Source organism: Pseudomonas sp. Bout1 (assembly GCF_034314165.1).
Lineage (GTDB): Bacteria > Pseudomonadota > Gammaproteobacteria > Pseudomonadales > Pseudomonadaceae > Aquipseudomonas.
The window spans coordinates 2,758,264-2,771,211 of sequence record NZ_JAVIWK010000001.1 but is presented as its reverse complement, the minus strand read 5'-3'; the positions used below and the strand labels follow the sequence as shown (position 1 = coordinate 2,771,211).

Sequence of the window (12,948 nt, the reverse complement as noted above, 5' to 3'; positions counted from 1 at the left end):
TACTAAACGAGTGTTCAGTAAGGAGGCAATCGGGTAGCTGCAAATATTTTTCGAGGGGAGAATGCCGGCCCGGACATTGCGTCCAAGCGGCGCGGAATCGTCAGTTCAGGGTTTGCTCTGGAAGCGCTTGCGCCCGCCCGCCTGCAAGCCATCGACCCAGGCTTCACAGATCTGGATACCCTGCTCCGGGGTGAACGTGCCGGGATTGAGCCCCGATTCCAGCCACAAACCGTCGAGCAAGGCACTCAGGGCAATGGCCGCCAGGTCGGCATCGAAGCGCTTCCAGCCCTCCTCCCCGGCCATGTCCACCAAGGCCGAACGCATGATGGTGCGGTACTCGCCATAGGAGTGTTCGTGGGCCTGGTTGATCGCCGGGGCGGTCTTGACCGCGCCCCAGAATACCAGCCATGCATCCAGCAGTTGCGGGTCCAGCAGCTCCGGAGAAAACGAGCCGCGAAAGAACGCCGACAGCCGCTCCCTGGGGCTCGGCGGCGCCTTGGCCATGGCATCACGCAGCAGGTCCATCACCTGCCGGGTGATCGACCGATAGGCCTCGGCCACCAGCTCATCCTTGCCCGAATAGTGATGACTGATCAGCCCCACCGACACCCCGGCCTCGGCGCTGATCTTGCGGATCGACGCGCCCTGGAAACCATCGCGCTTGAGGCACACCAGCGTCGCCTGGACCAGATTGGCCTTGCGCAACTCCGGTTCCATGCGGGAGAAACGGGATTCCTGGGTCATGAGGCAGTGTCCTTGGGTAGAGTCGGCCGGACGACTCTACCTCACTCGCGGAACCCCGGCGACACCCGATCCAGCAACCGCAGCAATGCCGCCCATGCCAGTTGCATGGCGTCCGGGTCTGCCAGTTCGCCCTCTGCCAGCGGTCGGCCAGGCTCATTGAACTGGCGCTCGGTGTATTCACACACATCCGCGGGCGGCAGGATCAGCTTGCCACACGCCTGGGCGGCGATCTGGATATCGCAGGCTTTTTCCAGGTAATACATGCGCAGGAACGCCTGGCTGACTGTCTCCCCCACCGTCAACAGGCCATGATTGCGCAGCATCAACACCGGCTTGTCGCCGAGGTCGCGAACCAGTCGCTGTTGCTCGTCCATGTCCAGCGCCACGCCTTCGTAGTCGTGGTAGGCGACCTTGCCGTAGAACTCCATGGAAATCTGGTTCACCGGCAACAGCCCGCATTCCAGCGCCGCCACCGCGCAGCCTGCGCGTGTGTGGGTGTGCAGCACGCACTGCGCATCTTCGCGGGCGCTGTGAATCGCGCTGTGAATCACAAACCCCGCCGGGTTGACGCCATGGCTTGAGGCCTCGACCGCGCGCCCGTCCAGGCCGATTTTCACCAGGCTGGACGCGGTGATCTCCTCGAACATCAGCCCATAGGGGTTGATCAAGAAGTGATGCTCGGGCCCCGGAATACGCACCGAGATGTGGGTGAAGATCAGGTCGCTCATGCGAAAGTGCGCGATCAGCCGGTAGCAGGCGGCAAGCTCTTCGCGCAGCTGTTGTTCGGTGGCCCCAGTCATTTTTTATTATCCAGGCGGGTGGGTGATGTGGCTGACGCTAATCCAGTCACCAGTAAAAAAACAAGTTGATTTTTTACTAGGGCTGACCTCCTATAGAAAAATAATAACAACAGCGCCTGGAGTATCCGCACCATGTCGCCCCATGCCTTCCCGCATCTTTTTGAACCATTGGTCCTGCGCGGCAAACGCCTGAAAAACCGCATCATGTCCAGCGGGCACGACACCTCGATGCCCACCGACAACCGGGTCAACGAGCAGTTGATTGCCTACCACCGGGCACGCGCCGAGGGCGGTGTGGGGCTGATTGTGTTGCAAGTGGCCGGGGTGCATGACAGTGCCCGCTACACCTCCCATGTGCTGATGGCGACCGATGACAGCTGCATCGACGGCTATCGCCAACTGGCCGACACCTGCCACGCCCACGGCACCATAGTGCTGTCACAGATTTTCCATCCGGGGCGGGAAATCATGGAGTCTGCCGACGGTTTGCTGGCGGTGGCGTACTCGGCCTCCGGGGTTCCCAATGAACGGTTTCGGGTGATGCCCCGTGCCCTTGACCAGGCAATGATCGACGAGATCGTCGCAGGCTACGGCGCTGCGGCAAGGCGCCTGTATCAGGCCGGGATTGACGGCGTGGAAGTGGTCGCCAGCCATGGTTACCTGCCGGCGCAATTTCTCAACCCTCGGGTGAACCGCCGCACCGACGGCTACAACGGCGAGCTTGAACAACGCCTGCGTTTCCTGCGGGAAATCATCGCCGCCGTGCGGGCCGAAACCGACGAGCATTTCATCATCGGCCTGCGCATTTCTGCCGACGAGCGCGACCCCGAAGGCCTGACCGAAGATGATTCCCTGGCCGCCGTGCAACAGCTGCAATCACAGCTGGACTATGTGCACATCGTCGCCGGCACCTCGGCCTCCCTCGGCGGTGCGATCCATATCGTGCCGCCTATGGCTATTGCGCCGGCTTACCTGGCGACCGAAGCCGCAACGTTCAAGGCCAGCCTGTCGATTCCGCTGTTTGTCACCGGGCGCATCAACCAGCCACAGGAGGCCGAACTGATGCTGCAACGTGGCCAGGCCGATGTGTGCGGCATGACCCGCGCATTGATCTGCGACCCGCGAATGCCAGCCAAAACCTCAAGCGGCCATGCCGAGGATGTACGGGCCTGCATTGCCTGCAATCAAGCCTGTATCGGCCACTTCCACAAAGGTTTGCCGATCTCTTGCATACAACACCCAGAGACCGGCCGCGAGTTGCAGTTTGGCCAACTGCAACCAGCACTGCGGCGCAAGCGAATCATGGTGGCTGGCGGCGGCCCGGCAGGGATGAAAGCCGCTGCGGTGGCGGCCCAGCGCGGGCATGAGGTGACCTTGTATGAAGCCAGTGCCCAGTTGGGCGGCCAGGTACTGCTCGCACAGTTACTGCCACGGCGCAGCGAGTTCGGCGGCGCCAGCACCAACCTGCAACGCGAGATGGAACTGGCCGGGGTGCGCGTGATACGCAACACCCGCGTCGACCGCGCATTGGTGGAACGCGAACAACCCGACCTGGTGATCATCGCCACCGGCGCCGAACCCTATTGGCCGGCTTTCGAACGCGGCGGCGAATTGCAGGTGGTGGACGCCTGGCAAGTGCTGCGCGATGAAGTCCCGCTGGGCCGTTCGGTGGTGGTGGTGGATTGGCGTTGTGACTGGATCGGCCCGGGCATTGCCGAACGCCTGACCCGCGCCGGCCATCAGGTGCAACTGGCGGTGAACGGCACCCATTGCGGCGAAAACCTGCCGTTGTACGTGCGTGATCAACTGGCTGGCGAACTGCATCGGCTGGGCATTGCGATCATCCCTTACGCCCGTTTGTACGGCTGCGACGACACCACCGTGTACCTGCAACACACCGCCAGCGGCGAGCCGATGCTGCTGGAAAATATCGACACCCTGGTGTTGTGCCAGGGCCATCAGCCAGTGGACACTCTGGGCGCAGAACTGGAAGACCTGGTGGCGTTCCGGCGCATCGGCGATTGCCTGGCGCCGCGTACCGCCGAAGAGGCAATTTATGAAGGACTAAAGGTAGCGTGGGACATTTGAACGACCAACCGCCACAACTGTTTCTCGGCACCCGCATCCGTGGCCTGCGCAAGGCCCGGGGCATGACCCTCACAGCCCTCGCCGAATTGAGCGAGCTGACGGCCGGCTACATCAGCCAGTTGGAAAGGAACCTCGCCTACCCCTCGATCCCGGCGCTGTTCAATATCGCCCGTAGCCTGGGCGTGACGATCCAGTGGTTTTTTGCCAGTGAAACCACGCCCGCAGTGGAAGACGAAGGGTTTGTGGTGCGGCAGGACAATCGCCAGAGCATTCACTATGAGGACGGCATCGTCGACCAGTTGCTGACGCCCCTGCCCAACCATCAGCTGGAAATGCTGCATTCGCGTTTCCCGCCGGGCACCTATAGCCAACAGAGTTATAGCCACGAGGGTGAAGAAGCGGGTTACGTGCTAAGTGGCAAATTCGAGTTGTGGGTGGGCGAGCGGCATTTTCAGCTAAATGAAGGGGACAGTTTCAGCTTCCCCAGCAGTGAGCCCCATCGGTATGGCAACCCCGGAAAGGTGGATGCGGTGGTAATTTGGGTGATTACGCCGCCGACGTTTTAGACCGCAGGTGTGGATGGAGACGTTGCCTACGGGAACTGGCGACGCTGGTACGCCGCTGCCCGGGGTGAAACGGAGTAACTACTGGCCTAGAAAACGGTAGTCGGCGCGGTAAGGCTCCACGTGCAGATCGCCATCGTGCTCACAACTGCCGCTGAACACCCCACCTTCGGTATGCAGCCGTTGCACCGCCACCACCGCAGACAACCCGCCAACCCCTTGATGGCTCACCACGTCCAGGCGTAACAGCGCAATGTCCCGCCCCGTTGCCCCCGGCGCCTGGGCAGCCACTTTGCCGACCACCGCACTGCGATCATTCAGTTCCCAGGTCGGCCCCGCAAAGTGCCGGCCCACTGTCTTGCCGTTGACCATCAAGGTCGCCAGCGGCTCGCGAAACTGCCAGGTCAATTGGCCATTGTTGTCCTTGGCGCAGTTGTAAATCTGTACACCTTCAGCGCGTACGGTCAACAGGATCGTTTTGGCGTCGCCGTTCAACGGGTCAGGCAAGTCCTGTGCTTGTGCCCTTTGGGCATCGATGGCACAGGCGATCAGCACGGCCATGCCAATCACTTGCAACGCCAGCAGCGCCAGGCGGTTACGGCGTGCCACAACATCAGGGTCGGTGCTGCTCATCACGCGCCTGCCAGGGAGAGTTTTAAGAAAAGTCAGTGCAATCATGTTGAAGTCCGTCTGGGATCAATTGTCAGCGTCTGCAGGATGAACAATTGGCCATCAGTTTTTATTCCCGATTATTTTTTCAACCGGGGCATTACCAGACTTCAACCTTGAGCTCCGTAAGCCGGCTGGCCGGCATTGGCAGCGCCTTGCCGCTGTGCACAACGCCATGGCGTGGAGATTCGCGCTTGAGATTGGGCACCGGTATGCGCCCGCCGCCGCGCACGGTTTGCGCGCCATTCATTTGGAATTTACTGTTGGAAAAATTCAGCCCCACACCGTTCTGGCGTTGGAAATAAATCCACCAGCGGCCTTCCTCGAACTTCATGAATGCAAAGCCGCGGGGGTAGGCATCCTCGCCATAGTCATCAAAGGTCATCGCCGTGGCGAAGCCCAGGCCATGGCCATCGAAGCGACTCAGGTATTCCTTGTTCAGGTAATCGCTGCCGCCCTGCACGTGGTACACCCGGTAGGTGGTGTCATCGATATGGTCGATCAGGATCGAACAACCGCTGAAGTCCGGCGTGAACACGTAGCCGGTGGCGCCCGGGTTGGCCGGGATGTCGCAAAAACTGCCCTGGGGTACCCAATGGCCCATCAGCGGTCGTTCGATCTTGCCGTATTCCCCGGGCTTATCCAGGGTTGCCAGGCGGTAACCGCCAGCTTTGTGGTCGTTCACATCAAATACATTGATGCCCGTGATCAACCCCGAGGGGATGCGCTTGGCGGTCATGAAGTTCTGTTGCAGGAAGAGCTTGGTGGAGGAAAAAGCGTTCATGCACTGGGTGGTCATAGGTGCTCCTGACGAGAGAGAATTCATCAGTCTCACGTCAGCAATAGAGGCTGCCTGAATCACGCGAAACCATAAGAAGAACACCCTCCCCCGGCGCTTTATTCCATGATTTTGCTCAATCGGATCCAGCCACTTCCATACGTAAAATTGCCTTATTCCCAAGCACTCACAACGGTTAGCCTGCGGCCCTGCGATGCCTTGCGCACGCAACCCCGACTCGCTCGATGACTGGCGCCCACGTGAAGAAACTCTCGATACTCCTATTGCTCGCCGGGCTGCTTCAACTGCCGCACGTGCTCGCGGCCCCGGCCAATATCGCGGTGATTTCCTTTGCGGAAAAGCCGTTGCACCTGATTCGCGCAACCACCCTCTACACCGTGGGCGCAGGCACGCATCTTCAAGGCGGTGACATTCTGCAGACCGGCGCCGCCGGCATCCAGATCGAAGGCCTGGCGCCGGCCATTGTTGCCCTGGGGCCCGACACGCGAATTCTGATTGCCACCAACAGCAAGGCGGCGCAAATCAACCTGCTCAATGGCTGGTTGAAACTGCAGCCCACGAGTACAAACGCCCACGCCAGCCTGGCGGTCCACGCCCAAGGGCTGGCGTTCAACGTTACCAACAGCGCCAGCGTGGTCCACGTTGGGCCACGTCAAACCGACATGTTCGTCGAAGACGGCAGCCAGCCCGTTACCGAACTGGACAGCCATGGCAAGGCCAGCCGCACACTCACCCTTAACCACGAAGACTTTGCCCAACGTGCTGGTGATGCGCCTCTCAAAACCGTCGCACGACCAGAACAGGCATTTGTCGACGCCCTGCCTCGGCCCTTCCTCGATCCGTTGGTGGCGCTGGGTAAAAAAACCGCCACCGCACCCGCACTGAAAAAAGAACGCGACGTCACCTACGACGACATCGCGCCCTGGGTCGTCAGCCCGCTGAACCTCAGCCAGCAAATGCTCGCCAGCCGTTTCGCCCCGCGCCTCACAGACCCGGCGTTTCGCCAGGCCGTGAAGACCAACCGTGGCGGCGTGCTGGAGTGGGAGATTGAACTGCTGCGCCTGGAACGCCGCAAAAATTATCATTAACGGCCTGCTCGTCGTTCAACCTCGCCTGCACCCAAGGGGCCTTATGAAACTGTCGCTCGCGGTAAAATTCAACGTGGTGTTCCTCGCCGTATTCGTGGTTGGCTTTATCGCGACCAGCGTCGCCACCAACTACATGCTGCAGCAAAGCGCGCGCCGGGAAACCCTGGAAACCGCGCGCCTGCTGATGCGCTCGGCCACCGCCGCCAGCACCTACACCGCCGAGCAGATCGTGCCGCTGCTGGAGAACCGCCTGAAGTTCCAGTTCCTGGCGCAATCGGTGCCAGACTTTGCCGCCATCTCGCACCTGCAGGAACTGCTCAAGTCCTACCCGGACTATGCCTACAAGGAAGCCACCCTCAACCCCACAAACCCGCGGGACCTGGCCGACGACTGGGAAAAAAGCCTGATCAACAACCTGCGCAGCCAACCCGGCGCCGATGAACTGGTGGGTGAGCGCAGCGACAAGAATGGCCCATCGCTGTACATCGCGCGGCCGATCCAGATCAAGGACGGCGCTTGCCTGGCCTGCCACAGCACCCCGGACGCGGCGCCCAAGACCATGGTCGACATCTACGGCGCGGTAAACGGCTTTGGCTGGAAACTCAACGACACCATCGGCGCGCAACTGGTCTCGGTACCGCTGGCCCTGCCGTTGCAGCGGGCCAACAGCATGCTGCACAGCTACATGCTGTCGATGCTGGGGATTTTCGCGGTGCTGTTGGTGGCCTTGAACGTGGCGGTGCACTTGTTTGTCACCCGGCGCCTGCGTCAGATGTCGGCCCTGGCCGACCGGGTCAGCCTGGGTGAAACCGAGGTGCCGCCGATGGACGTCGGCGGCAACGATGAACTGGCACGCCTGGGCCAATCCTTCGGGCGCATGCGCACCAGCCTTGCCAGCGCCATGAAGATGCTTGAGGAGTAGGTACACCACCATGCTTGAACAACTCGGCAAATACCGCATCGACAGCGTGCTTGGTAAAGGCGCCATGGGCACGGTGTACAAGGCGTTCGACCCGCACATCGCACGCACCGTGGCGCTCAAGACGATCCGCAAGGAGCTGTTCGGCGACAGCCATCACGCCGAACTGGTCAGCCGCTTCAAGAACGAAGCCCAGGCGGCCGGACGGCTGATGCACCCCAACATCGTCGCGGTCTACGACTACGGCGAGGACGAAGGTTCGGCCTACATTGCCATGGAGTTTGTCGAAGGCACGCCGCTCAACACCCTGCTGGCCGCGCAAAAACCCCGCGACCTGAGCCACAGCCTGGGCTGGATGCGCCAGTTGCTGCAGGCATTGGAATACGCCCACTCCAAGGGCGTGGTGCACCGCGACATCAAGCCGGCCAACCTGCTGATCACCGCTGACGACCAGGTCAAGGTCACCGACTTCGGCGTGGCCCGCCTCGACTCCTCGACACTGACCCAGACCGGTTCGATGATCGGCACCCCCAGCTACATGTCTCCGGAACAGTTCTGCGGCGAGCTGATCGACGGGCGCTCGGACGTATTCTCCGCGGGCATCGTGCTCTACCAGTTGTTGACCGGCGAGCGACCGTTTTCCGGTTCGGCCACCATGGTCATGCAGCAGATCCTCAACCAGACGCCGGTGGCGCCATCCAGCCTCAACCTGACCCTCGACCCGGCGCTGGACGGCGTGATCGTACGCGCCCTGGCCAAGCGCCCGAGCGAGCGCTATCCCTCGGCCCAGGCGTTTCTCGACGACCTGCAAGGCTTGATCGGCAGCACCACCACCGGCACCTGGATCAACGCCGAGATCGACGACGACCGCACTGTGCTGATGCGCCCCAACACGCCCCTGGCCAGCGCTGTACTCACCCCGACGGTGGCCACGGAGCCCTTGGAAACCCTGACCCCGTGGAAACGCGCAGTGATGCCGGAACTGGAGTCGCTGCTGTCCCACCAGATCGGCCCACTGGCGCGTTTCCTGGTGCGGAAGAGCCTGAACGCCTCGGAAGATTTCGAGGCGATTTGTGCCGCGCTGCTGCCGCATATTCCTTCAGAGCGCGGCCGCGAACAGTTTGCCAGCGCCAGCCAGTCGCTGTTCCAGCGCTTGAACCCACCCACAGCTGCCCCGGCAATCATCAGCGAACCAACGGTGGTGACGCTGCTCCGCGAACCCACCCAGGCTATCGAACCCGAGATCGACCCCGCCTTCAGCGAAATGGCCGAACGCCGCCTGGCCGTGCTGATTGGTCCTATCGCACGCATCGTCGTCAGCCGTGCGGCCCGCGCCACGCCCTTGCGCCAGCCGTTCCTGCAACGCCTGGCCGAACACATCGAGAACGAGGCCCAGCGCCTCGCCTTCCTCCACAGCTTTGAGCCCACCCCATGACCGATTCCAGCCTCAGCCGCCCCGGCCAGCACCGCCTCGCCACGGCGCTTGCCTGCGGCCTGAGCGACGTCGGCCCGGTACGCGAGAGTAACGAAGACAACTTTCTGCTGGATACCGGCCTGCACCTGCTGGCGGTGGCCGACGGCATGGGCGGCCATGAAGCCGGCGCCCTGGCCAGTACGCTGGCCCTGACCTGCCTGCGTGAACATCTGGCGGCTCACGCCACCGGCGCGCCGGCCTGCTCCAGCGACCCCGATGCCACCTGGTCCGACCCGGCGATGCAGGCAGTGAGCGTGCTGCATGACGCCATCGACCAGGTCAACGCCCAGGTGTACGCCCGCAACGTCGCCCGGCAGATGAGCGAAGGTAATGGCATGGGCACCACCCTGACCGGCCTGTGGCGCCCGCAAGACCAAGGCCCGCTGCTGGTCTTCCATGTGGGTGACAGCCGCCTGTACCGTTACCGCGACGGCGAGTTGGCGCTGTTGACCCGCGACCAGACCTGGTACCAGCAGGCGCTGGAAGCCGGCAAGGTCGACCGCCTGCCGGCGCGCAACCTGTTATTGCAGGCCATCGGGCCGGCAGCACGGGTCGAACCGCAGATACGCGTGCACCCGGTGCTGCCCGGCGACATGCTGATGCTGTGCAGCGACGGCCTGCATGGCTGCGTGCCGCATCAGGAAATCACCCAGGTACTCGCTGCGGCGACCCGCCACTCCCTGGAAACCGCCTGCGAACGCCTGCTGGACCTGAGCGTGGAGTACGCCGGGCGGGACAACGTGACCGTGTTGCTGGCATTTTACGACCACTGAGGGCACTTATTCAGTGCACACAAAAACGCAACACTGAACTGCACCGAATGTGATGGCCGCGCCACACTCGGGTTTATATAGTCATCCCTACTGCAACCCGCCATGAGCCAGCCGGCCCATCACAAGGAAGCGTTCGATGACTGACCTGCACACCCTTACGGCCGCTGAACTGCTGGCGCAATTCGCCAGCCGGCAACTCGCGCCCATCGACTATTACGACCAGCTCCTGGCCCATATCGACCGCTGGGAGCCGCAGATCAACGCGCTCTACGCCTTCGACCCGCAACAGGTACGCCAGCAGGCCCAAGCCTCCACCGAACGCTGGAACAAGGGCCAACCCAGCGGCCCCCTTGACGGCGTACCGGTGACCCTCAAGGAACTGATCGCCACCGAAGGCGTACCCATTCCCCTCGGCAGCGCCGCCACCCGCCTGACCCCGGCGCTCAAGGACGCACCGCCTGCGGCCCGTATGCGTGACGCGGGCGCGATTATCCTGGCCAAGACCACCAACCCGGATTTCGGCATGCTGTCTTCCGGCCTGTCGAGCTTCCACGGCATCACCCGCAACCCCTGGAACACCGCCAACAACACCGGCGGCTCCAGCTCCGGCGCCGCCGCTGCGGCCGCCGCCGGCTACGGCCCGCTGCACGTGGGCACCGACATCGGCGGCTCGGTGCGCCTGCCCGCCGCCTGGTGTGGCCTGGTGGGATTCAAGCCGACCCTGGGGCGCATCCCCATCGACCCGTATTACACCGGCCGCACCGCCGGCCCCATGACCCGCACCGTCGACGACTGCGTGCTACTGATGCAACACCTGGCCCGCCCGGATGCACGCGACGCCACCAGCCTGCCGCCGCTCACCACGCCATGGAGCAACCAGCCGCTGTCGGTCAAGGGCTTGCGCGTCGGCCTGATGCTCGAACCCGGTGTGGGCATGCAACCCGAGGGCTTCGTATGTGAAGCGGTGGAAAAAGCCGCACGGCTGTTCGAAGCCCATGGCGCCAAGGTCACGCTGGTCCCGCCGATCATGGACCGCGCGCAGCTCGACGGCCTCGACCATTTCTGGCGCGCCCGCCAGTGGGGCGACTTGTCGGCCCTGAGCGGCGAGCAGTTCGACAAGGTCTTGCCGTATATCCGCGACTGGGCCGCGCCGGGCGCCGAGATCAGCGGCGTACAAGCGGTGAAGGGCTTCAACCAGACCTTCGAGATGCGCCGCCGCGCCGCGCAGGTGTTCACCGAACTCGACCTGGTGCTTTCCCCCACCAACCAGGTCAACGCCTTCCCGGCCGAATGGCCATCACCGAGCAACGACCCGCAACTGCCGTTCGAACACATCGTGTTCACCGTGCCGTGGAACATGGGCGAGCAACCCGCACTGTCGATCAACTGCGGTTTCGCCGCCGATGGCATGCCCATCGGCCTGCAGATGATCGCCCCGCGTTTTGCCGATCAATGGCTGCTGCAAATCGCTAAAACCTATGAGAGCTGGCGTGGCGCAATCCACCACTGGCCGAATCCTTCCTGACTTTGACACTGTAGGAACTGCCCACCCACACGCCAGCTCCTGGCCTACTCGGCCGGGAGCTCGGACGACCTATAACTAAAATCGAGGGGCTGGTATGCACACTGAGCAATTGACACGATCCGATCCTGATCACGCACCCGAAACACCGTCCCCGGACGCCGGTAAAAAGAGCATCTTTGCCGTGGTCCTGGGTAACGCCGTGGAGTTTTTCGACTTTGGTGTGTACGCAACCTTTGCGGTGATGATCGGCCACACGTTTTTCCCGTCCGACAGCGCCTTCGTCAGCTTGATGCTGTCGGTCACCGCCTTCGGTATCGGCTTTATCGTAAGGCCACTGGGCGCGGTGCTGATCGGCGCCTACGCCGACCGCGTCGGGCGCAAACCGGCGATGCTGTTGACCCTGGTGATGATGGCCGTGGGCACCGGCAGCATCGCGATATTGCCCGGCTACGAGACCATTGGCATCGCCGCGCCGATCCTGCTGGTGGTCACCCGCATGATCCAGGGCCTGGCCTGGGGCGGTGAAGCCGGCCCCGCCACCACCTACATCCTCGAAGCCGCGCCACCGCACAAACGCGGCACCTACGCCTGCTGGCAAGTGGTTGCCCAAGGCGTGGCCGCGATGGTGGCCGGGCTGGTGGGCTTCACCCTGACCAAAGTCATGTCTGCGGAAGACCTCAACAGCTGGGGCTGGCGCGTGCCGTTCGTATTCGGCCTGCTGGTGTTGCCGATCGGCATCTACATCCGGCGCAACCTGGCCGAAACCTTCCACGGCCACGGCGAAAAGACCAGCACCGGCGACCTGGTGCGGGAAGTCTGCGGCAAGCACCGACGGGCGCTGGTGCTGGGGCTGCTGATCCTGTCCGGCAGCACCATCACCCAGTACTTCCTCAACTACATGACCACCTTCGCCCTCACCGAGCTGAAGCTGCCCACCAGCATCTCCATGCTCTCGACCCTGGTGGCCGGTGCCGCCATGGCCGTGTGTGCGGTGGCGGGCGGCATGCTCTGCGACCGCTTCGGGCGCCGGGTGATCCTGATGACACCCCGGGTGGTGCTGCTGTTGATCCTGTTCCCGGCCCTGCAATTGATGACCGAGCACCCAAGCCCGGCGACCTTCCTGCTGACCCTGGCGGTACTCTCGGGCCTGCACGGCATGAGCGGCGCGGCGTTGATCGTGTTGCTGGTGGAAAGCTTCCCGAAATCCGTGCGCTCCACCGGTTTTTCCATCGTCTATGCCTTCGGTGTGGCCGCGTTTGGCGGTACCGCGCAGATCATCATCACCTGGCTGATCGGCACCACCGGCGACCCCATGTCACCGGTCTGGTACCTGCTGATCGCCAACCTGGTGTGCCTGACCGCTGCCTGGTTCGCCAAGGAAACCCGCCCGTCGCTGCCCGGCAGCCCGGCCCGCGAAACCCGGCTCGCAGAAGCCCCGGTTCGCTGAACACCTCTTCCCTCTGTCCCGCGTCTTTTCGCTGCTGACCGGCAACGCCCACGGGCCGT

At 63.0% G+C, this 12,948-nt stretch carries 12 protein-coding genes; 8 read left to right on the top strand and 4 right to left on the bottom strand.

The features are described 5' to 3' along the window. Positions 1 to 105 precede the first annotated feature (105 nt). Positions 106 to 744, bottom strand: coding sequence for a TetR family transcriptional regulator C-terminal domain-containing protein (locus tag RGV33_RS12920; RefSeq protein WP_322144555.1), 639 nt, complete (start codon positions 742 to 744; stop codon positions 106 to 108). Positions 745 to 785: 41 nt separating this feature from the next. Beyond that, a complete protein-coding gene (locus RGV33_RS12915; protein WP_322144554.1) occupies positions 786 to 1,544 on the bottom strand; it encodes a class II aldolase/adducin family protein in 759 nt (252 codons plus the stop codon). 132 nt (positions 1,545 to 1,676) lie between these two features. Here RGV33_RS12915 and RGV33_RS12910 point away from each other — a divergent pair, with 132 nt between their 5' ends. Together RGV33_RS12910 and RGV33_RS12905 are read left to right on the top strand one after the other, a co-directional pair. Further along, positions 1,677 to 3,632 (top strand): FAD-dependent oxidoreductase, encoded by a 1,956-nt coding sequence (locus tag RGV33_RS12910; protein WP_322144553.1) that lies wholly within the window; start codon positions 1,677 to 1,679, stop codon positions 3,630 to 3,632. Continuing rightward, positions 3,629 to 4,198: a cupin domain-containing protein gene (locus tag RGV33_RS12905; protein ID WP_416152120.1), complete on the top strand. Its 570-nt coding sequence runs from the start codon at positions 3,629 to 3,631 to the stop codon at positions 4,196 to 4,198. The genes RGV33_RS12910 and RGV33_RS12905 overlap by 4 nt, the downstream gene beginning before the upstream one ends. 78 nt (positions 4,199 to 4,276) lie before the next feature. Here the strand turns inward: RGV33_RS12905 and RGV33_RS12900 are convergent, their stop codons facing one another. Both RGV33_RS12900 and RGV33_RS12895 read right to left on the bottom strand, forming a co-directional pair. Continuing rightward, the gene (locus tag RGV33_RS12900) at positions 4,277 to 4,828 is read right to left on the bottom strand and encodes a DUF3455 domain-containing protein (RefSeq protein ID WP_322144551.1); all 552 of its coding nucleotides are present in this window, start codon (positions 4,826 to 4,828) and stop codon (positions 4,277 to 4,279) included. Between the two features lie 136 nt (positions 4,829 to 4,964). Next, a complete protein-coding gene (locus RGV33_RS12895; RefSeq protein WP_322144550.1) occupies positions 4,965 to 5,663 on the bottom strand; it encodes a hypothetical protein in 699 nt (232 codons plus the stop codon). Between the two features lie 224 nt (positions 5,664 to 5,887). Between RGV33_RS12895 and RGV33_RS12890 the strand changes: the two genes are divergently transcribed. From RGV33_RS12890 to RGV33_RS12865, 6 genes are all read left to right on the top strand, one after another. Next, positions 5,888 to 6,751 (top strand): hypothetical protein, encoded by an 864-nt coding sequence (locus RGV33_RS12890; RefSeq protein ID WP_322144549.1) that lies wholly within the window; start codon positions 5,888 to 5,890, stop codon positions 6,749 to 6,751. 43 nt (positions 6,752 to 6,794) lie between these two features. Further along, entirely contained in the window at positions 6,795 to 7,673 is an 879-nt protein-coding gene (locus RGV33_RS12885; RefSeq protein WP_322144548.1) for a c-type heme family protein, read from the top strand. A 10-nt stretch (positions 7,674 to 7,683) separates the two neighbouring features. Continuing rightward, positions 7,684 to 9,105, top strand: a complete 1,422-nt coding sequence (locus tag RGV33_RS12880; RefSeq protein ID WP_322144547.1) for a serine/threonine-protein kinase — start codon at positions 7,684 to 7,686, stop codon at positions 9,103 to 9,105. After that, positions 9,102 to 9,917 carry a PP2C family protein-serine/threonine phosphatase gene (locus tag RGV33_RS12875; RefSeq protein WP_322144546.1) on the top strand — a complete coding sequence of 272 codons (816 nt, stop codon included), beginning with the start codon at positions 9,102 to 9,104 and terminating at the stop codon, positions 9,915 to 9,917. Before RGV33_RS12880 ends, RGV33_RS12875 begins: the two co-directional genes overlap by 4 nt. A gap of 136 nt (positions 9,918 to 10,053) precedes the next feature. Beyond that, positions 10,054 to 11,442 carry an amidase gene (locus RGV33_RS12870; RefSeq protein WP_322144545.1) on the top strand — a complete coding sequence of 463 codons (1,389 nt, stop codon included), beginning with the start codon at positions 10,054 to 10,056 and terminating at the stop codon, positions 11,440 to 11,442. A 94-nt stretch (positions 11,443 to 11,536) separates the two neighbouring features. After that, a complete protein-coding gene (locus RGV33_RS12865; protein ID WP_322144544.1) occupies positions 11,537 to 12,889 on the top strand; it encodes a citrate-proton symporter in 1,353 nt (450 codons plus the stop codon). Positions 12,890 to 12,948 lie beyond the last annotated feature (59 nt).